The 19,901-nt window shown below is 58.5% G+C and carries 22 protein-coding genes; 13 read left to right on the top strand and 9 right to left on the bottom strand.

The features are described 5' to 3' along the window. Positions 1–23 precede the first annotated feature (23 nt). The 7 genes from Q1A63_RS24790 to Q1A63_RS24760 are packed head-to-tail and all read left to right on the top strand — an operon-like array spanning position 24 to position 5,233. Positions 24–1,166 carry an ABC transporter substrate-binding protein gene (locus Q1A63_RS24790; protein ID WP_299632676.1) on the top strand — a complete coding sequence of 381 codons (1,143 nt, stop codon included), beginning with the start codon at positions 24–26 and terminating at the stop codon, positions 1,164–1,166. Positions 1,167–1,179: 13 nt separating this feature from the next. Then, positions 1,180–2,151: a YVTN family beta-propeller repeat protein gene (locus Q1A63_RS24785; protein WP_298976709.1), complete on the top strand. Its 972-nt coding sequence runs from the start codon at positions 1,180–1,182 to the stop codon at positions 2,149–2,151. A 31-nt stretch (positions 2,152–2,182) separates the two neighbouring features. Continuing rightward, complete coding sequence (locus Q1A63_RS24780; RefSeq protein ID WP_298976707.1) at positions 2,183–2,620, top strand: hypothetical protein; 438 nt, start codon at positions 2,183–2,185, stop codon at positions 2,618–2,620. Positions 2,621–2,637: 17 nt separating this feature from the next. Further along, positions 2,638–2,889, top strand: coding sequence for a PepSY domain-containing protein (locus Q1A63_RS24775; RefSeq protein WP_298976706.1), 252 nt, complete (start codon positions 2,638–2,640; stop codon positions 2,887–2,889). Between the two features lie 25 nt (positions 2,890–2,914). Then, entirely contained in the window at positions 2,915–3,880 is a 966-nt protein-coding gene (locus tag Q1A63_RS24770; RefSeq protein ID WP_298976705.1) for an ABC transporter substrate-binding protein, read from the top strand. Positions 3,881–3,890: 10 nt separating this feature from the next. Then, positions 3,891–4,640: an ABC transporter permease gene (locus tag Q1A63_RS24765; RefSeq protein ID WP_298976703.1), complete on the top strand. Its 750-nt coding sequence runs from the start codon at positions 3,891–3,893 to the stop codon at positions 4,638–4,640. Continuing rightward, on the top strand, positions 4,637–5,233 hold the full coding sequence (locus Q1A63_RS24760; protein WP_298976702.1) for an ABC transporter ATP-binding protein: 597 nt from the start codon (positions 4,637–4,639) through the stop codon (positions 5,231–5,233). Before Q1A63_RS24765 ends, Q1A63_RS24760 begins: the two co-directional genes overlap by 4 nt. A 5-nt stretch (positions 5,234–5,238) precedes the next feature. On the opposite strand, the gene Q1A63_RS24755 is transcribed toward Q1A63_RS24760, so the two are convergent. The 3 genes from Q1A63_RS24755 to Q1A63_RS24745 all read right to left on the bottom strand — a co-directional run bounded on the left by Q1A63_RS24755 (position 5,239) and on the right by Q1A63_RS24745 (position 8,100). After that, the gene (locus tag Q1A63_RS24755; RefSeq protein ID WP_298976700.1) at positions 5,239–6,204 is read right to left on the bottom strand and encodes an LLM class oxidoreductase; all 966 of its coding nucleotides are present in this window, start codon (positions 6,202–6,204) and stop codon (positions 5,239–5,241) included. A 124-nt stretch (positions 6,205–6,328) separates the two neighbouring features. After that, positions 6,329–7,324 (bottom strand): hypothetical protein, encoded by a 996-nt coding sequence (locus Q1A63_RS24750; protein WP_298976698.1) that lies wholly within the window; start codon positions 7,322–7,324, stop codon positions 6,329–6,331. Positions 7,325–7,473: 149 nt separating this feature from the next. After that, positions 7,474–8,100, bottom strand: coding sequence for a TetR/AcrR family transcriptional regulator (locus tag Q1A63_RS24745; RefSeq protein ID WP_298976696.1), 627 nt, complete (start codon positions 8,098–8,100; stop codon positions 7,474–7,476). 70 nt (positions 8,101–8,170) lie between these two features. Here Q1A63_RS24745 and Q1A63_RS24740 point away from each other — a divergent pair, with 70 nt between their 5' ends. The 3 genes from Q1A63_RS24740 (at position 8,171) to Q1A63_RS24730 (ending at position 9,686) form a co-directional block, all read left to right on the top strand. Continuing rightward, positions 8,171–8,710 carry a peroxiredoxin-like family protein gene (locus Q1A63_RS24740; RefSeq protein ID WP_299632672.1) on the top strand — a complete coding sequence of 180 codons (540 nt, stop codon included), beginning with the start codon at positions 8,171–8,173 and terminating at the stop codon, positions 8,708–8,710. Between the two features lie 67 nt (positions 8,711–8,777). Further along, positions 8,778–9,176: a nuclear transport factor 2 family protein gene (locus Q1A63_RS24735; protein WP_299632670.1), complete on the top strand. Its 399-nt coding sequence runs from the start codon at positions 8,778–8,780 to the stop codon at positions 9,174–9,176. Positions 9,177–9,224: 48 nt separating this feature from the next. Continuing rightward, entirely contained in the window at positions 9,225–9,686 is a 462-nt protein-coding gene (locus tag Q1A63_RS24730) for a nuclear transport factor 2 family protein (protein ID WP_299632669.1), read from the top strand. A gap of 80 nt (positions 9,687–9,766) precedes the next feature. Here the strand turns inward: Q1A63_RS24730 and Q1A63_RS24725 are convergent, their stop codons facing one another. Then, positions 9,767–10,432 carry a pyridoxamine 5'-phosphate oxidase family protein gene (locus Q1A63_RS24725; protein ID WP_299632668.1) on the bottom strand — a complete coding sequence of 222 codons (666 nt, stop codon included), beginning with the start codon at positions 10,430–10,432 and terminating at the stop codon, positions 9,767–9,769. A gap of 55 nt (positions 10,433–10,487) precedes the next feature. Continuing rightward, positions 10,488–11,519, bottom strand: coding sequence for a carbon-nitrogen hydrolase family protein (locus Q1A63_RS24720; RefSeq protein ID WP_299632667.1), 1,032 nt, complete (start codon positions 11,517–11,519; stop codon positions 10,488–10,490). A gap of 132 nt (positions 11,520–11,651) precedes the next feature. Here Q1A63_RS24720 and Q1A63_RS24715 point away from each other — a divergent pair, with 132 nt between their 5' ends. Further along, complete coding sequence (locus tag Q1A63_RS24715) at positions 11,652–12,596, top strand: helix-turn-helix domain-containing protein (protein WP_299632675.1); 945 nt, start codon at positions 11,652–11,654, stop codon at positions 12,594–12,596. Positions 12,597–12,631: 35 nt separating this feature from the next. Here the strand turns inward: Q1A63_RS24715 and Q1A63_RS24710 are convergent, their stop codons facing one another. Next, complete coding sequence (locus Q1A63_RS24710) at positions 12,632–13,384, bottom strand: MipA/OmpV family protein (protein WP_298976688.1); 753 nt, start codon at positions 13,382–13,384, stop codon at positions 12,632–12,634. A 269-nt stretch (positions 13,385–13,653) separates the two neighbouring features. On the opposite strand from Q1A63_RS24710, the gene Q1A63_RS24705 reads away from it, so the two are divergent. Further along, positions 13,654–14,904 (top strand): helix-turn-helix transcriptional regulator, encoded by a 1,251-nt coding sequence (locus Q1A63_RS24705; RefSeq protein ID WP_298976687.1) that lies wholly within the window; start codon positions 13,654–13,656, stop codon positions 14,902–14,904. Positions 14,905–14,948: 44 nt separating this feature from the next. On the opposite strand, the gene Q1A63_RS24700 is transcribed toward Q1A63_RS24705, so the two are convergent. The 3 genes from Q1A63_RS24700 to Q1A63_RS24690 all read right to left on the bottom strand — a co-directional run bounded on the left by Q1A63_RS24700 (position 14,949) and on the right by Q1A63_RS24690 (position 19,044). Further along, positions 14,949–16,421, bottom strand: coding sequence for a tetratricopeptide repeat protein (locus Q1A63_RS24700; RefSeq protein ID WP_298976685.1), 1,473 nt, complete (start codon positions 16,419–16,421; stop codon positions 14,949–14,951). A gap of 198 nt (positions 16,422–16,619) precedes the next feature. Further along, positions 16,620–17,507, bottom strand: a complete 888-nt coding sequence (locus Q1A63_RS24695; protein WP_298976684.1) for a sulfotransferase domain-containing protein — start codon at positions 17,505–17,507, stop codon at positions 16,620–16,622. A gap of 109 nt (positions 17,508–17,616) precedes the next feature. Further along, a complete protein-coding gene (locus Q1A63_RS24690; RefSeq protein ID WP_299632666.1) occupies positions 17,617–19,044 on the bottom strand; it encodes an aminotransferase class V-fold PLP-dependent enzyme in 1,428 nt (475 codons plus the stop codon). A 515-nt stretch (positions 19,045–19,559) separates the two neighbouring features. Here Q1A63_RS24690 and Q1A63_RS24685 point away from each other — a divergent pair. Next, positions 19,560–19,844 (top strand): hypothetical protein, encoded by a 285-nt coding sequence (locus tag Q1A63_RS24685; RefSeq protein ID WP_298976681.1) that lies wholly within the window; start codon positions 19,560–19,562, stop codon positions 19,842–19,844. The last annotated feature ends 57 nt before the right edge of the window (positions 19,845–19,901 follow it).

Raw genomic sequence — 19,901 nt, 5'->3', positions numbered from 1 at the left:
TTTTGGCGGCCATTTCCAGTGTGATGACGGCCGGATCAGCCTTGGCCATTGATGTCAAAGCGGCTGTTTTGCGCATCGATTACCCCACGCTATTGCCGATCAGCCGCTATGATCTGCCCCCCGCCGATCTTGGCTTTGCCGGGGCTGCTCTGGCAGATGAAGACAATGGCACCACGGGTGGTTTTCTGGGGCATACCTATGAGACCACAACCGTCGCTGTGTCCCCCGAAGAGGCCGATGCAGCGATGGCGCAGATCCTGGCGGATGGGATCAAGCTTGTCGTCATTCTGTCCCGCACAGAGGATTTGCTGCGGTTGACCGATCAGGCGGCGGCGGCGGGTGCCCTGGTCTTCAATGCGCGCGCAGCGGATAATGCGCTGCGGGATGATGCCTGCCGTGGCAACTTGCTGCACACGGCACCCTCACACGGGATGATGGCCGATGCGGTCGCGCAATTTGCCGTTTGGAAAAAGTGGACGGATTGGTTCCTGATCTCCGGCTCTAACCCGCAGGACATCGCCCTGGCCGAGGCCTACCGCAAGGCGGCGCGTAAGTTCGGCGCCGAGATCGTCGAGGAGCGTTCGTTCGAAGACACCGGCGGCTCCCGGCGGACGGATTCCGGCCATGTGCTGGTGCAACGCCAATTGCCCGCCTTTACCCAAGAGGCCGAAGAGCATGACGTGGTGATTGCCGCCGATGAAACAGATTATTTTGCGCGATACCTCAGCTATCACCTCTGGACCCCGCGCCCGGTGATGGGGTCGGGCGGGCTGGTGCCCACCACCTTTCACGGCGCGCATGAAGCTTACGGGGCCACGCAATATCAGACCCGGTTTGAGGAACTGACCGGTCGTTATGCCAAGCCCGAAGACTATAACGTCTGGTTGGCGCTGCGCGTGGTGGGGGAGGCCGTCACGCGCGCCAATACGGCGGCGCCAGACGGGGTACGGGACTATGCGATTTCGGATGAATTTGAGCTCGCGGCCTTCAAAGGGCAGAAGGTCACCTTCCGGAATTGGAACGGGCAGCTGCGCCAGCCAGTCCTACTCTATGACGGCACGATCACCGTGAGCGTCAGCCCGCAGGACGGGTTCCTACACCAGACATCGCCGCTCGATACCATGGGGCTTGATCGTCCTGAATCCAGCTGCACCGCCTTTGAATAAGGGGAGATATACGATGAAGTCCTTTTTACTCTCAACCGCGCTGATCGCTCTGATCGCTGCCCCGGCCTATGCCGGCAAGGCGTTTATCTCCAACGAGCGCGGCAACACGATCACCGTGCTGAACACCGAGACCTGGGAGGTAGAAACCGAGTTCTTCGCAGGCAACCGCCCGCGCGGGATCACCGCCAGCCCGGATGGTAAGGTCATCTATGTCTGTGCCTCGGACGACAATCTGGTGCGGGTCTTCGATGCAAAAACCTATGAAGAGCTGCCCAGTCTGCCCTCCGGCCCGGACCCGGAGTTGTTCATTCTGGAGCCTTCGGGCAAGCGTCTCTATATCGCCAATGAGGACGACAACCTGGTGACGGTGACCGACACCGAAACCCGCACGATCCTGGCCGAGGTCCCTGTGGGCGTGGAGCCGGAAGGCATGGGGATGAGCCCGGATGCGAAATTCGTGGTCAACACCTCCGAGACCACCAATATGGCGCATTTCATCTCCACCGAAGATTACAAGATCAAACACAATATCCTGGTCGATCAGCGCCCGCGCTATGCGCATTACACGGCGGACGGCAAGCGCCTCTTTGTGACCTCCGAGATCGGCGGCACCGTGACCGTGATGGACATCGCAGAGGATGGTGCGCCGACGGTTGTGGGCAAGATCTCCTTTGAGGTGGCCGGGGTGCAGCCCGAGTGGCTGCAACCGGTGGGCGCGCGGGTGACCTCGGATGGCAAACGGCTGTTCGTCGCGCTTGGGCCTGCGAACCGGGTGGCCGTTGTTGATGCACAAAGCCTGGAGGTGCTGGACTACATCCTCGTGGGCCAACGGGTCTGGCAGCTGGACTTCACGCCCGACGAGCAGTTCCTACTAACGACCAATGGTAATTCCAACGACATCACTGTTATCGATGTGGCCAAGGAAAAGGCGATCAAGTCCGTTCAGGTCGGCCAGCAGCCCTGGGGCGTGGTGACCATTGAATGACCGAGATCAGCGAAACAGGGAGAGTAAAGACATGAAGAAACTTTTGATGGCCGCGGCCTTGGTCCTGATGGGTGGGCCTACGCTGGCTGCACCGCTCTGCGATGACCTTGGCTTTGCCGGTCTGCTGGCCAAATGCAACCGGGGTGAGGATATCCCACTAACCCTTGCGTCCGGGCAACCGCTGGGCGAGGACGTGACCCTGGAGTCGGGTGCCTACTACACGCTGGTTGTCACCGCTGATGGTTCGGCGGAACTGGCGATAGAAGGGGCAAGCTTCTTCCGCTCGATCTGGATGAACGAGATCGTCATCAACAAGATCGAAATCCGCCCGATGGCCATCGACAGTATCGAGTTTGACAAGGCGGGTGTGGTCGAGATGTCGTTCATCGCCATCAAGCCCGGCCGCCATGTGCTGCGCATTCCCGGATCCACCGGCGAAACCCAATCCATCACCATTTCGATTCAATGAACCAAGGAGCTAAATCTATGAAACACCTGTTTGTCCTTGCTGCTGCAACCCTGATTTCCGCGCCGGCTTTTGCCGATGGGCATCTGGATGCGGAAACCATTGAAAAGATCGAAGCCATGCTCGCTTCCATCGAATGTCAGATGGATCCAGATGACATCGAGGTTGAAGACGATGGCTATGATCTGGACGATGTGATCTGCAAAGGTGGCAATCAGTTTGACATCAAGCTCGACAAGGACCTCAATGAGGTGAGCCGACGCGCGGAGTGATCCGCGCCATGCGAGAGGAATGACCATGCGTTTGATCCATGTCCTGTCAGCGCTCTGTCTGGCGTTATCAGGTCCTGCATTTGCTGAGGAGCCGCCCACGATCCGGGCGGCGGTGCTGAAAATCGGCACCGTCAACTGGGAGCTGGCCACGATCACCGAAAACGGGCTCGACCGGGCCAATGACTTCGTGCTTGATGTGCAGCCCTATGCGGATAATGGCGCCACCCGGATCGCGGTGGAGGGTGGCGAGGCCGACATGGCCGTGGCCGATTGGATCTGGGTGGCGCGCCAGCGGGCAGCGGGCAAGGATTACGTCTTCATTCCCTATTCACGTGCAGTTGGCGGCGTGGTTGTGCCGGAGGAAAGCACAGCGCAAACCCTTGAGGATTTGAAGGGCGGCAAGATCGGGATTGCCGGTGGCCCGCTCGACAAATCCTGGCTGATCCTGCGCGCCTATGCGCAGCAGCAATACGGCATGGACCTCAAGGCGGATACCGAGCAGGTCTATGGCGCGCCGCCGCTGATCTTCAAATCGGCCATGGGCGATGAATACGCGGGCGCGATCAATTTCTGGCATTTTCTGGCGAAGAACAAAGCGGCGGGCATGCGCGAGCTGATCTCGGTCGAGACGGCGGGGCAGGCGTTGGGACTCGATACAGATACGCCGCTTTTGGGCTACTATATGAAAGAGAGCTTCCTGGCAGACCACCCCGGTCTGGCGCAGGCATTCTTTGAGGCCAGCCGCGCGGCCAAGGACAAGCTCGCCACCTCCGATGTCGCTTGGGAAGCGGTGCGTCCGCTTATGAATGTGCGATCGGATGCGCAGTTCGACCAGCTTAAATCCGACTGGATTGCCGGGATCCCCGCGCGGGGCCCGGTGAATGCGGCAGCGGCGGAAAAGATGCTGGTGCTGATGCGCGACCTGGGCGGTCCTGAACTGGTGGGCGAGGCCACATCGCTGCCCGATGGTCTTTTCGCCGATGTGAAATAGCCGCCGCCAGATGCAGGCTGCGCGGCTCATCCCGTTTCTGTCGCTGGCCGGGTTGCTTTTGCTCTGGGTGGTCGCCGCCATCCTTACCGACGACGCGCAAATCCTGCCGACGCCCTGGACGTTGGTGCCGCTTTTCAATCAGGAACTGGTATCGGGGGAATTACTGACCCATCTCGGGGCCACCATCATCCGAGTGATTTGGGCCTTTGCGCTGGCCATGACCCTTGGGACGGCATTGGGGCTGGTGATGGGGCGATCGGCGCGGGTCAACAGCTGGCTCGATCCCTGGCTGGTCATTTTCCTGAACCTGCCCGCGCTGGTGCTGATCGTGCTGTGCTATCTGTGGATCGGCCTGACGGAGGCCGCCGCGATCATCGCCGTGACCCTGAACAAGGTGCCCAATGTTGCGGTGGTCATCCGCGAAGGGGCGCGGGCGCTTGACCCGGATCTGGACGCCATGGCGCGGGTCTACCGGATGTCCTGGCTCACCCGGATGCGGCATGTGGTGTTCCCGCAGCTCGCCCCGTTCATTGCTGGCGCGGCGCGCTCCGGCGTCGCAGTGATTTGGAAAATCGTGCTGGTGGTTGAATTTCTGGGCCGGTCTTCGGGGATCGGGTTTCAGATCCACCTCTATTTCCAGCTCTTCGATGTGGCGATGGTGCTGGTCTATGCCTTCTCCTTCATCTGCGTGATGCTGTTGGTGGAATGGCTGATCCTGCAACCCTTCGAGCGCAGCACAAGACGGTGGCGCACCGCATGATCCGCGCCGACATCAAATCAAAAAGCTTTAACGGAACACCGGTGCTGGGCAGGGTGGCTTTTGAGATCGCACCGGGGGAAACCCTGGCACTGGTTGGCCCCTCAGGGATCGGCAAGTCGACATTGCTGCGCATCCTCGCCGGGATTGACGCGGATTTTGAAGGGTCCGTCGAACGCCCCGATGCGCTGGCCTTTGTGTTTCAGGAGCCAACGCTTTTGCCGTGGCGGTCGGTTCTGAAGAATCTCTTGCTGCCGCACCCGGATCTGACTCAGGATCAGGCGCGAGATATGCTGGTCCGCGTTGGGCTGGAGGGCAAAGAGGGGCTTTTCCCCGGCCAGCTTTCGCTGGGACAGCAACGGCGGTTGTCGCTGGCCCGCGCTTTTGCACAGGCGCCTGCGCTTTTGATCATGGATGAACCCTTTGTGTCACTTGACTCCGAGACGGCCGAAGTGATGCTGCGCCTGACGGAAAGCCTGATTGCCGATCACCGTCCGGCCACGCTCTTTGTGACCCATGACACGCGCGAGGCTGACCGGCTTGCGGATCGGACCCTGACGTTGCGCAGCCACCCCGGGGGGGCGGTCATCGACTGATTTCATTAACCTGAAAACGCTGGCAGCAGATCGTCGGCAATGCGGTTCAGCGTGGTTTCGATATCCGCATTATTATACCGCAGATTTAGCGCCACATGGTTCATGCCAAGGCCTTCCATCTCTTGCAGATAGTCCAGCAAGAAGGTCGTTCCCGCCTGAAACCCCAGACTGATCGGGCGGGTCGGCGCGCCCGCTTTTTCCATGACATCGACATAGAGCGATTGGACCACAGGTTTGTCGGTGCCCCCCACATCCGCGATACGCTGCCGGTACTCGGCGATCATCCGGGCCTGCACCGCCGCATTGCGCGGGTATGTGATCCAACCATCCCCGTTTGCAGCGCTCCATTCCTGCGTTTGCTGACTGCCCCCGGTGATCAGCATCGGAAATCGCCCGGAGACGGGTTTCGGCAGCATGTCCATATGCCCGTTCAGCTTGCCTTGAGCGCCTTCGAATTGTGGAAAGCTGTCGAAGGTGGCGCGGATATACGCCATGCTGTCCCGGAACCGCGCGCCGCGCTCGGGATAGTCCATGTTGAGCGCGGGATATTCTTCGGGCCGGTCACCCGAGGCCACCCCCAGCAAGACCCGCCCGCCGGACAGCGCATCAACCGAGGCCGCTGCCTTTGCCACATGGGCGGGATGGCGCAGCGGTAGGATCACACTGGCAACGCCGAGGCCGATCCGGTCGGTCTGCGCCGCCAGCGCACCCAGATAGACAAAGGGGTCGAAGATTTGCCCGACATCCCCGAAAGAGGGCACATTGAAGGGGACATCCCGCAGCCAGAGCGCGGAAAACCCCAGGGCCTCTGCCAGTTTGGCGCGCTCGATATGCCGCTCCAGGGTCGGAAGCTCTTCGACCTGATAGGCTTCGAGGGGCATCACCAGCCCGATGCTGAGGCGCCCCGGCGTGAAGGTCGCGTTATACGCGCGGTTGATCGGCGCAAATGTCGGGGGGTTTTTATTCAGCATGGTCTGGTCCTTTGCGGGCATCTGCCGACACATAGCGCATCACGGCGCGGGCTTCGATCTCTTTACGATGGATCTTGGTGGGCTAGTTTTGAGTTGCGCAAGCGGGGCGTCTATTTTTGCGACGCTACCGTTTGATGAACCAGGTTATCGCGTTCTCGTAGCCCGCAGAACGCAGTAGCGCGCCCTTCGATGGCCATGCCGCCGGGCAGATCACCAAAGCGGCTGCATCACCACGGACCTCCCGCGCTGCCTCTGCGGCCTGCAGCATTGCACGCGCAGAATGGCCCGCACCCGCCAGCGTATCGGGATCTTCGAAATCCGCGTGATAGAAGTCATCAATGATCCCGATCCGGCCGATGTCGTGGGGCGTTGGGAAGTGCAGAGGCGTCGCGGGCTGCGAGATGGCATAGCCCTCAAAAACACCTTCGGTTTCTGAGACAAACATATCGCGGTCATCCAGTGTGAGGCTGCGTGTCATCCAATTGCCAAACCGCGCATCCGCTTCTGCATGCGGTTTCCAGAATGTATTGATTGTGTGCAAATTCCGCCTGTGATCGGCGCTTGCGGCCACGATTGCAGGAATGTCCTTTTCTGTAGCTCTTCGGACACCGTCAAATGGCTTGTCTTTAGCAAGTCCGACCTTGGCGAAATAGAGCGTTAAGGGCTCGTAGCTTTGGGATGTATAGGTCGTCTCCAAGGCCCCGCCCGGAACGGAGGACGTAAGCAGGATTTGCGCGCCCGCTGCAATCAGGTCTGCTTCAGCCGCTTTGATGAGGTCCGCGCGCGTCCCCTCCGGCGCGTTTTCCACGACAAAGCAATCTTCCATGATCAATCCCGGCGGGCCGAACTCGCCCGCGTAGATCGGCGGCACGGGCAAAAGTATCGTATGGGTCACACCGACGACGTCACCATCACTCTCCGCCAGAAGCCATTGTTGACGGAAGGGCGGGTGGTCATCCTCCATCGCGCGCTTGAGGGTGGATCGCGTTTTCTGATGCGCGTTCGCGTCCAGCGGCCAAAGCCTTTGGTTTCCGGCATACCGCTGTTCGGCGTCCTGAATGAGCAGGTCAGCGACCATCTCAAGGTCTGATATTTCTGCGGGACGGATGCTGACGGTCATGCGTACTCCTCATGCACTGGTTTCCCAGTGATCATATATGGCTTTGACCATGGTTCAGAAAGTAGCGTGGCGATAACATGCTGGCCCGGTCTGGAGCGGACATCTGAGGGCAGGCATGGCCCTAGAGGGCAAAAAAGGTTCCGAAGAACCTAATGCGGTATGACCATCGCGGGGGCGAGAACCGCGGCAACAGATTTCTCAATATCCGCCGCAAGTTCGTCCTCTGGCATTCCCGCGCGCGCACGAAACACAAGACCCTGGCGCAGGTCAAAGAGCAGTTTTGCCTGATCTTTGGACGGGAAATCCGAGGGCAGGGTGCCGCGGGTTTTTTCCACGTCGAAACGTGCCGCGATGCGGGTGTCTGTAGCCGCAATCGCATCGCGCAGCAGCTTTGCCGTACCTTCGACATGACCCGCACTGGTGGAGACGCAAGACGCGAGGAAACATCCCTTGGCACCGCTTTGATGGTGGGTTGAGTAGTCAATCACCGCCTCAAGAAAGGCTTTTACGGCTTCCTTGATGTCTGCCTCTCGTTCCAGTGCAACCAATGGTTCGCAGGCGTCGTCGTTTGCGTAGCGCGCGATGGCCTCAAGATATAACCCGTGTTTGTCGCCAAATTCAGCGTAGAGGCTCGGGCTGTTGATGCCCATGGCGTCGGTAAGCTGCTTCATCGATGCCCCTTCGTAGCCCTTGCGCCAAAACACCCCGATGGCCCCGAGCAGCGCCTCTTCGCGATTGAACTTCTTGGGCCTGCCAACTTTTTTTGTGTCGTTCATTACAAAACTCTTGATCTTTGCTTTCCAATATATTTTATAACGATCAATACAAAACAGCAAGGATGCTCTGATGACAGCTCAAAAACTTCCCGCAGGATCGCAATTTCCCGACATCGTCGTTGCTCAGCTGGGTGGGGACAGGCTCACGCTTGGCGCGCCTGCGGAGGGTCGAGATTGGCAACTGGTCGTAGTCTATCGCGGCAAACATTGTCCAATGTGTACAAGCTACCTCACGGAGCTGAACGCGCTGTTGCCTGAGTACCATGCGCTTGGTGTCGATGTGGTGGCCGTCTCCGCGGACCCCGAAGACAAGGCGCAGGACCAGATCGCGCTGGTAACGCCCGACTTTCCGGTTGGCTATGATCTGAGCATCGGTCAGATGCATGCGCTGGGGCTTTATGTCTCCGAACCGCGCTCCGCGCCGGAGACCGACCGGCCCTTCGCCGAACCCGGTATTTTTGTTGTGAACGCGGAGGGCCGGGTGCAGGTCACGGATATCTCAAACGCGCCCTTTGCCCGGCCGGATCTCAAAACACTACTGGGCGGTCTGCGCTTCATCCGCAATCCGGATAACAACTATCCGATCCGGGGCACTTTGCATGCAGCTTAGCGCTTTTCTGACCACACCCTTGCCCGCATGGTCAAGCGACACGCATCCTCAAAAGGAACACACTGAAATGACACCCGAAAGCGCCGAGGTTCAACAGGTTCGCAAGGCCATCGATGACCTCATTCAGACCGCGACATCCTATGACGTGGAGGTCCTGGACCGCATCTATCATGACAGGTTGCACGTCGTGATGATCGACAATGATCACAATTTGAACACTGCTGATAAGGCCGCGTTCAAAGGCCTGTTCGCGTCAAAACGCGACGCCGGCGATCCGCCGATGAACACCTGGGCAAAATATCACAGCATCGATGTGAATGAGGATACCGCCCATGTGCTTTTGTCGCGCAAGAATGATCTCAGCGGGGTCGATATGGACCTGACGCTCAGCATTGATCTGATTTTCGAAGACGACCGTTGGCAGGTGACGCGCGAAGTGATTTTCCTGCGCCCCGACGGCACCTGAACCCGCATTCCCCGTCCAAAACCCAATCTCTTCTGAAAGGACAAGACCATGCGCTTGCTCTCCTCTTTGTCGGGCTTTGCCTTTGCGGCCCTGATGTCCCTGCCTGCTGCCGCCACCGAACCCCTGGATCTGCAGCAGGAATTCACCGCATACAACGAGCGCTACAATGAAATCATCGCGACCTATGATCTCGAAGCTTTCATCGACCTTTACGATGACGCGCCGCTTTGGATTGCACCGGATAAAGAGCCGGTTGCAGGTCTCGATGTGCCACGCGGGACCTTCGGTTTCATCATCGAAAACGAAGGCAGGCTGACCCATAGTTTTGATGAGCTGATCGTATCAGACGACGGGACACAGGCCGTGATGATCGGCCGCTATGAGGCTGATATCGAGAAGGTCGGCGTAAAGGCGCAAGGCACCTATCTATTCGTTCTCGAACGCGATGGTGAAGCTTGGAACATTGTCGTCGACATGTTCAACCAGCACGCGGCTGATGGAGGGTCCTAGGACGCGCCGCGCGCATTCGCGGGTGGAGAGGTCGGGGTTATCCTCGACCACCCCAACCTCGGGTTCGCGACGACGACCCGTCAGGATATGCCTTTGGCCACTTTCTCCAGGTATTCTTCTTCTGTGATCGTGCCGCCTTCCTGTGCTGCTTTGCCCTGATCGTCTGGATGCAAGAAGGGCTGGATCGGATCGATCCGTTTCCAGGCGGGGTAGGGCTGCTTGCCGTCGGCATCCGGCACGTAGGGTGAGCTCTCAACCCGCGTGTGCTTGTGGATATAACGGGCGCAATTCTGAAACACGACATCCACCGCCACGTCGACAACCATGTTGCTGCCGGGGAATTGCGCAATCATATCCGCATCGCGGCTGAGTTTGGCCGTGCCTTGCACGCGGATGCGCCAGGGGGTGACCATATCCATGAACAGCATACCGATCTTGGCGGCCTCGTCGATATTGCCCATGGACAGCCACATGCCGTTCCCATCGTAATTGGGAAAGATCAGGCGATTGGACGACAGCACTTTGACAAACCCCACTTCACCGCCCTTATAGGAAACGGTTGGCTCGCCTTTGCCATTTACCGTTGACAGAAAGAAGTAGTCGCGGCTGCTGATATACTCGGTGTGGATCTCTTCCAATTCATCGCGCACGATGGCGTGCACCACCACTTCTGACAAGCCTTCGTGCTTGCCCTCTTTCTGCAGGGCGCGCTGGGACTTCGTATAGAATGCATCGGGTGTTGGCATGCTGCCCTCCGGATTGTGCAAAAGACCCCACGCGGCACGGGGTCAGGGGGTGCGTTTATTCCGCCGCCGAAGCGATTTCGACCACATCGGCCTCCGCAGCGGCGCCTTCTGCCGCCTCCATCGCCAGCCCTGCTGTCTCATCGAAGGCCATAACCGGACGCTGTGGTTTGCTGTTGAGCATCAAACGCGTGACATCAGGGCGCGAATAATGGCCCGCAGGGTCTGCCGCCGCCTTGGCATATGCGATCATGCTGAGATCGATATCAGCCATGACCAACCCCTCTTCGGTATCCGCCAAATCCGCGCCAATGGATTGACCATCGGGCGCGTAGATGCGGGTGTATCCGCCACCCACCGGGCACAGCGCCTCTTTCTGGGGGTCGCCTTCGCACAGGATGTCCTGCTGCTCCTTACTGACCAGCGCGCAGGCGGCAATCACGAAACAACCGCCCTCCACCGCATAGAGCATTGAGGCAGCATTATTCACCTGATGGCCAAGCGCATATGCACCACCCTCATAAAGCTTGAGGTTGGGCCAGGCGGCGCAGTGAATTTGTTCGTCCTGCGCATACATCGCATATTTCGACAGCGGCTGCAGATGTTCCCAGCACGACAGCTGCCCGATCCGCCCGATGGCGGTGTCCTTCACCACAAGGTCAGAGCCGTCGCCCTCACCAAAAACGGTCCGTTCCACATGGGTGGGCTTGAGCTTGCGGCGGCGTTTGATCAACTCCCCGGTCTCGTCGTAATGCCATTGCGCGATGTATAGGCTGCCACCCGCCCGCTCCGACAGGCCGAGCGACACCTGGATACTATTGTCCCGCGCGGCTTTGGCGATGGCCTTGTCATGGACATCACCGGCCTCGATGGAATTCTCAAAGTAACGCCCCACAAACTGCATTTGCCAAGCAACGGGGCCGAGCCAGATATGGTTTGGGTACCCCGGCAGCCAGGTCTCGGGAAAAACCACGAGCTTTGCACCCTTTTGGGCGGCTTCTTCGATGAAGGCGACCGCGCGGGTGATACCAGCGGCAACATCCAGGAACGATGGCGCGGCCTGAACCGCGGCAACTTTGAATTGTGACATGTTTTACCTCCTTGTTTTTAAGGCAGCAGCCTGCACGTGAGGTGCACATGCGTCTTTTGATTTTGGGCGGAAAAACTTGTTTTTTTGGGCATTGCGGGCCAAACAAGAGGGTGAGGATTTCACAAATTGGATATGCAAACCCGCTATGACACCGAAGAGGTAGACGCCCGGGATCGGTTCTCGTTCTGGCGTGATGCGATGTGCGACAGCTATGTGCAGCTGGGATGTGAGACCGACAACCGTCAGAACTTCAGGGGGTTGATCGACATCTCCCGGCATTCTGCGCTGTCGATCTCGCGGGTCTCGGGACTGGCGCATAGAGTGGAACGGCGCAAGCGCGACATCAACGCGTCCACCGATTCTTACTTTCTGCTCAGTTTGCAGACCGACAAGACATCGCGGATCACGCAGTTTGGCAATGCTGCCCTTTTGCGCGCAGGTGATATGGCGCTTTATTCCAGCACCGATCCATATGCGCTCGATCTGGCGGAGAATTTCAGCCAGACCGTTGTACAGCTCTCGGCTGACAAGCTTTTGGACCGTCTGCCCAATGCGCGGGTGCTGACCGCCCGCCGGATCGATGGAACGCAGGGTCTGGGCAAGCTGGTGCGCCAGAATATTCTGGCCTTTGCGGAGCATCTGAATTCTGAGAACACGACCCAGCAGGAGCTGGTTCAGGAGACGCTGATCGATCTGATCGCCACCGGGCTTGCCGCTGAAAGCCAGGCCGCGGTGGAACTTTCCTCACCGGAGCAGCACGTGCTTTTGCGCGCAAAGGCGATGATCAGTGATAATCTGTCCAACCCCGATCTGAACCGTGATCTGGTCGCACGCGCAATCGGGATGTCGGTGCGCCGCCTGAACAGTATTTTCGCCAAGGAAGGCACATCAATCGCTGGTTTCATCAGGCAAAAGCGTCTTGATGGGGTCGCGCGTGACCTGAGCGACCCGCGCTATGATGCGCAATCCATCAGCGAGATCGCGTTTCGCTATGGTTTCTCCAATTTGCAAAGCTTCTCAACGCAGTTTCGCAAGCATTTTGATCGAAGCCCGAGAGCATTCAGAACAAAGGTTTAGCCCTGTCGCGATTTTTGCGCCACCGCGTTGTCCGGTCAAAACCGGTGGATTACACCAAGCCCGATGCCATAGCTGCTATCCCTTCCAACCAGCGGGCTGTCCCGGATTTCCTGGCTGAGCAGCGAATATTCGAAACCGCCGGTCAGTGACGTTTTCTCCGAGAGTGGCATTGTGATCGACACACTCAGAAATGGCTCAATCGTGCTGCCCGCATCATAGGCGGCGCGGTTTGCATTTGCTTCGGCAGCGGCAACACCGATCAGGAAATTGCTCAGCTTGGCGTCGCGGTACCGTGCGCCGATGCCTGCATCGATGGTGAAGGGATCGGTTTGGACAACGGCGCCGATCTTTGTCTCGATCTGGTAGCCCTCATGCTCGGACGAGATATCGTGCAGTGCTGTGCCAGACAGATAAAATCTGTCGAATGAATATGAGATGGTACCGCCGACATCGATGGCAGTGCCACGATCCAGCCCTGCGAAGATCGGGTTGTCATCAGGAAAATCCGGTGACGCGCCGGGTGCCACGACCAGCGCCACCTTGAAGGCGTCGCTTTGATAGGCCCGGTAGGTTATTCCCTCAAACCCGATGCTCAGGCGGCCTGTGCTGTAGGAGAGATAGGGAGCGCCGCTGAGTTTGCCGCCCTCACCCTCATAGATGTCGCGTGAATAGCCCAAGAGGGCGCCAGCGACCCACTGACCATTTGCCTGCGGGCCGTCCGCGAATGCTGATGTGGGCGCAAGGATTGCGAGCGTGCAAAGCGCGCCGACGGTTTGGTTCGATGTCATGATACGCGTTCCTGAGAATTGCCTGATTGTCAGGACGCTTTGAACGATCCGGACCGCCGCGTCGTCTCTCTGTGTGTGGGAGGACCTTTGGCGGTCGCGCGCCGCATGAAGACACAGAGGTATATCCAACGCTGCCCGGCCCTCATTGCGCGAAAATGTGCTTTCCTGACGGGAAAGACACTCTTTTCAACCCGCTTGTCTTGTCGCGCTTGGGCAGGCGCCGGTATGACCGGGCGACGCATTTGGTCAGGTGGAGCAGGGTTCGGGTAATGACAGAGGCAGAGGTTTTCATGCTCGGGTCGGCGGCCTTCCTGCTTGGCCTGTCGCTGATCTGTGCAAACCTGCTGCTTCTGCGCAAGACACACAGGCGGGTTTACCTGCCCCTCGCTCTGTTCTTTGTGGCGGAAGCGCTGAACTGCTGTTTGACCATTTTCAGTGCCGCCAACGGTCCGGAGACCGCGCCCGTACTCGTCAAGCTGGCCAATGCAATCACGGTTCCGATCGCCATGACACAAGCGCCGCTGTTTTGGCTTTATGTCCGCGCTTTGACCTCTGAGGATGATGAAGAGAGGGTGCGCTACAAGATGCTGCACCTGTTGCCGTTTTTTGCGGCCACGGTTTTTGTGTGGCTCTATCTGAACTTGCCGATGGCGCTGATCGAAGGGGCGGGCATCGACATAATCACACCCTGGATCCAGTTTTTGATTCTCAGCGTCTATGCCGTGCTTGTCCTGTTCTATGTGCAGGTCGCGACCTATCTCGTCATCACGATCCGGCTGCTGGTCACCTACAATTCCCGTCTCAAAGACCTCTTCGCCAGCACCGAAAGCCGCGAGCTGAACTGGGTCTGGTGGATCGCGCTCGTCGGCGCCGCGTTCTGGGTTTTCAACGTGGCCGTGCTGCTGTTGAAATTGGTTGGGTTGTGGGATTGGGCCACCCCCGCGATCAATCCTGAAGTTGTCAATCAGGTGATCAGCGGCAGCCTCATATGGGTGATCGCGCTTTGGGGGCTGCGTCAGAACCCGGGTCTGCTCCGCGAGATCGATGAAAGCGACCACGCCGAATTACAGGCGTCCAAAGAGACCGCGAAATACAAGAACTCCGCGCTTACGTCGGATCACGCAAAGCGCATCGCTGCAAAAATTGAAAGGGCGATGATGCGGGATCTTCTCTATCGCGACCCCAATTTATCGCTCTGGGACTTGGCCAAGCACATCGGTGCCACCTCCAACTACGTGTCACAGACGCTAAACGAGACGCTGGGCGAGAGCTTTTTCGACTACGTCAATCGCTGGCGCATCAAGGATGCTGTGCAGCAAATGGATACATCTGATGAGACCGTTCTGGTGCTGGCCTATGATGTCGGGTTCAATTCGCGTTCGTCCTTTTACAAGGCCTTCAGGCGCGAAACCGGCATGACGCCCTCGCAGTTCCGGCGGCACCCGACGCGCAGCACAGGCGCCAGCGGGTCCGCAGAAATCCATGACTTCTCACCGCGCAGACCCGTCGTGCATGAGTAGGCGAGGTGGTCGCTCCGCTGCGCGCGTTGTTCCTCCGGCGGCGGCTATTGGGACAAGCCACATCTTTCTTGAACGTAAAAGTCCACGTTCTCAAGTGTTTCAAACGGGGCAATCTCGCTTGCGACGGTCAATAGTTCCGCGACTGAACCGTTCGGAACGGCACATAGATTATCGTCCCCGGAAAACCATTTCTCGTCCAGAATATCCAACCACAAATCCCAGGCCTGCGGGTTGTCGGGGGCATCATTTACCCACAGCTTTGCGCCTGCCAATGCTTCGTCGAGACTTTGATCTGTTGCGTAGTAATGAACGAGAAACAGATCATCCGGTGCCAGGTTTCTTGCGACCTCAAAACTCTCTTCGGCTTCGATTGATTTATCCGCCGCGAGCAGGGCCCGGCCCAGCTCGCCCCAGGCGTAGGGATCCAGTTTATCCATTTTGGCCGCGGCCTGGTGGAGCTCTACCGCCGCGTCGTAATCACCCAGATCCTCCAGGGTCCGTGCCTGTGCTGTACGGATAAAACCATAGTCAGGAGCAAGGGTCCCGGCCTCCGCAAGGACGTCAAGCGCCTGCTCCTGCATCTCAGTATCCCCGAGGATGAAACCCTTTTCCGAGAGGGCCTGACCCTGCAAAAGGAGAGATTGGGCTCTGATCGCCTCGTGATTTTCGCCGCTGCGGGACCAAAAACGCTGTTGGCTGCGCACGTCGTCCCCGATCCAGATCGCTTCTTCACTGCGCGCAATTGCCTTGTCGTATTCCTGTTCATCCATCGCGACGCGACCCAGCAGCGTTGCGGCTTCTTCTGCGTTTTTCCCGCGCTTCAGCAAAAGCTCCGTGGAGATCCTGGTCGTATCCGCCTGCCAGTTTTCGGACTTGTTGAAATAGAAATACCGGGCAGCAACGAGCGGGTCTATCTCCTGCTCCAATAGGCGCAGGGCGGTGTCGTGGAAATAATCCTCCATCGTGCGGCCATCCATCGGCCCATCGGTGATGATGCGTGTGCCGTCACCCGAAAAGATCCGTATCCTCAAGGCCATTTCATCGTGGGTGCAGGCGCTGGCCAGACAGACGAATTCTCCGGCGATGCGCGTCTGCGGCAGATTGAAAAGCGACCGCAAGACACGGGTGATCCGCTGCAACGACAAACCCGAGCCGGGCTCGACAACATCAAGCTGGCGCGACGCGGTCTGGATGCGGACGTTCTTTTTTCGGTCCCCGGTGAAGGTTCTGATGTCTTCGATGGCATCCCAGAGCATGTTTGATGTCACAAGGCCTGAATACCCCTGCTTGCTCAAGGCCTCCGTCACCCCGATTTCTTCCAGAACGACCGGTGCACGGGTCAAATCCCGAACCGCGACGACAAGCACCGCGATCACGGCAAGCACCGCGAAACTGCTCAACAGCGCGGACCGCAGAAAGACCAGTTCATTCAGGAGCCGTTCCTTGCGGGAGGGTCGGTTGGCCGTCTCAGGGCGCGTTGTCTTTCCAGAGGATGTTTCGGTGTCTTCAGTTGGCATTGCAAAGTCCTGAGATTCGGTGGTCGCCAGCAATTCTTACATGGGTTGCAAGATTTCCTATGGGTTTTCTCCCTTCCACACGAACGCAGCACGGTATTATGCGGTGTTCGCATCGCCAGAGGCCAGCGTATTCAGGGCGCGGTTTTTGAAATTGCGTCAGACCCACATTGCGCTGCCCGCGCACGCCTTGCCCGCCCGCTATTTACCGTATTTCAGCCAGTTGGCATGTTCGGGGTCCGGCAGCAGCTCACACAGGCGCGCCTCAAATTGATCAACCTCTTCATCGCTCAACTGACCTTGCCATTTTCGAGCGCCCCCGCTGTCAAAAAAGGCGGCATCCTTGTGCCAGAAGCCTTTGCCGCCTTCGGGTGCAAATGTGCCCGCATCCGCGCGCATTGCGCCGATGTCAGTGGCCTTGGTCACCGCGTCAATCAGCGCATCATCATGGTCGATTTCAAGGGCCCTTGCGAGCCGCGCAACAGTACCGCGATGATCCGCGACCATATTCGCATAGTGCAGCAGGGTCAGATTGGTCTGATGCGGTCGATTGAGCGTGCGCAGGTAGTGATAGACAAGCGTTACCAGATAATCCCGATCAATGTTTTCAATGTCATAGGCGCCATTCAGATAATACGTCAGCGCCTCTGGCACCGGACCACATAGATCAGGGTTGTCGACCCCTTTCATGTTCATCACGTGTTTTCGGATCGACAGGAATACGTCCAATGGATGCCGATAGACAGCCACCAGATGCACCCCATGCCAAATGGGAAACCCGTCAGAAGGCGTGTGCGTTTTGATCGCGCGACGACCGGACGGGCTGATGGGCGTTGGCGTGCCCGGATCGGCATCCCCCAATGCGGAATCGAGCCAGGGCGACAGCGCCGATATCCGGTCGGGCAATTCCGCCCTGCCATAGAGCAGCATCTTGACAATCGCCTGCGTCCAGGTGGTGCCGCATTTTGCCGGCGTACAGATGATGATGTCGCCTTCGTTTGGCTGCCACGCGCCCCACCGCTCAGGCCGGGTCAGGGTGCCTCTATATTCGACCTCTGCCTTATGAAGCTGCCGCGCATTTTTCGGCATTGCAGCCTCCGGTCCATCCCAATTGGGAAGAGATTAAGCAGCGCATTGCGCGAAAGTCAAAGCGCAGGAATCATATGACTTGCTGCGTTCATGGGTGGGAAAACTAAGGCTAGGCCGTCTCCCGATGGGCCGCCAGAATCTCGGCGATCAACAGATCAATGTCAGCCCGATCGGTGGCGTGTTTGATCACGGACACGCGGATGATCTGCCGCCCGCGCCAGACACCATGGCTGGGGTAAACTTTACCATTCTCCTGTACGCGCTGCAGAACTTGTGAAGTGATCTCATCGCTCTCGCAGGCAATCGCGACCTGGTTAGAAACAACCTCGTTCAGTATTTCGAAGCCCGGTTTGGCAGAAAGTGTCTCGGCCAGATAACTCGCCAGTGCACAATGGCGTGAAATCATTGCGCGGACTCCGGAGGCGCCAAGATGTTTCAGGATCGCATAGCTCGGGACCCCACGGGCACGGCGGCTTAGCTCCAGGGTGGAATCGCTGGGTTCCCATGTTTCGCCAAGTTCCGGCAAATAGGCCCCGCGCGCCGTCATCGCCCTCAGCAGCGCGGCCCTGTCCCGCACGATGCAAAGACCGGCGTCATAGGGGGCATTCAGCCATTTGTGCAGATCTACCGCCCAACTGTCGGCAGCGTTGACCCCTGAAAGCCGGTCCTGCAGTTCCGGTACCGCATGGACCCAAAGACCAAAGGCGCCGTCCACATGCGCCCACCCGCCCGTTTGCTGGATCATCGGGATCGCTTGTGCAAACGGATCGAAGGCGCCGGTGTTGATTTGTCCGGCTTGCAAAATCACAAGCGGCGGGTGCGCACACTCCGCAAGTGCTGCCTCCAACGCGTCCAGTCGGATACGGCCCTGATCATCCGTTTCAAGTCGCTTCGCCCGACCAACGCCCAGCCCCGCATACCGCAAACTGGCCATGGGCGCCGAATGTGCGTCGGCGCCGATCAGAACGGGGATTTCAGGCGCGCCAAAAAGACCGTTTTCTTCGACAGGCCACCCTTGCCGGGCAAGCAGGGCATCACGTGCTGCAATAATGCATTGCGTATTGGCCACCGTGGCGCCCGAAACGATCCCCACACCGCACGCCGCTGGCAATCGCAGCAGATCGAGGCTCCAGCGGCAAACCGTTTGTTCGATCAGCGCCACGGACGGGCTTTCCCAGGAGGACGCCGCGTTCTGACCCCAGGCGGTCACGAGAAAATCGGCAGCTGCGCCCACAGGCATGGAGCCACCGCAGACATACCCAAAGAATCGCGGCGACGTGTGCGGATGGATGCCGTCGGCTGCATCATGCACAAGCTGTTCGATCACCGAATGCGCCTCTTCGCCGGTTTCGGGCAGGGAGTGCTCAAAGCGGTCGGCCATCTCTGCAGGCCGCATATGCGGTTTTGCAGGCTGATCGGCGAGGCGGGCGCGATAGGCGATGGCGTGATCTGCGGCGATCTGCATCGCGCGACGGCTATCCGCGTCAAGCGGTAAAATCTCCGCGCTTTCAAACGGACCCGACGGCGCTTTTGTCATTTCCGACGCGATGGGGCGCTTGCCCCTCCAGATACCCGCTTTGCGTCCGCGGGCGCGTTCCAAGCCCGTGAAGCTTCTTGAAAATTCATATAATACCCCTTGGCCAAATATTATCTCGCAGCCTAAACAGCATTTTCCGGGAGCGTCGAGTGCTGAACGCCAGGGCACTGAAGCACAGCCGCCTAAAATAGTTACTGACTTCCTCAAATTGAAAAAGGACCAGCTACAGATAGCGGGGATTGGTCATGCAAAAGTAGACGATTAAAGTAGACGATTGAGGATGGTCAAGAACTAGAATCAACGTACCAAATGTCACCAATCATTCGATGATTTTCAGTTGCCAAGAGCTGCCCTTGGGCGACCCATCTTCCCCACGCGAGCATCAACCGTCGGTGCCGTATTTTTAAAAGTTAGTGAGGGCAGTTAACGGGCTGGTTAAGCACGATCCAACCGAACCGCAGCCCATCGCATCAAAATATGCTAGTCATAGGTTCTGAATTTCGGAAGCTCATGACATGACCCCTACGAGACACCTTTTTGTCAGCCTTTTGGTTGTTTCGATGGCCAGCGCAGCAACTGCGCAAACTGCCGTAGAACCTCCGCGCTTCAATGGCAGCCGTACCACCGCCTCTTCGGAAGCCGCCAGTGTGCCATCCGATGCCCAAGGCGCAGCTGGCCAGCAGGGTAGATTGCCCACCAATGCCCTGATCGGCGCCGCAATGCTCGAAGCCGCACGTGAAAAAGGTCGCTATTTCGTAGAAGAGCGCAGATCGGAGACGGCTGAAGCAGGGGACGACTGAGAGGCCAACGCCGTCTCAACTGGAACGGCCCCAACCGGGCGCGACAGACAGCTAGGT

It is taken from the genome of uncultured Roseobacter sp. (assembly GCF_947499265.1).
In the GTDB taxonomy this organism is placed as follows: Bacteria; Pseudomonadota; Alphaproteobacteria; order Rhodobacterales; family Rhodobacteraceae; genus Roseobacter.
This window is presented reverse-complemented; position numbering and strand designations above follow the sequence as displayed.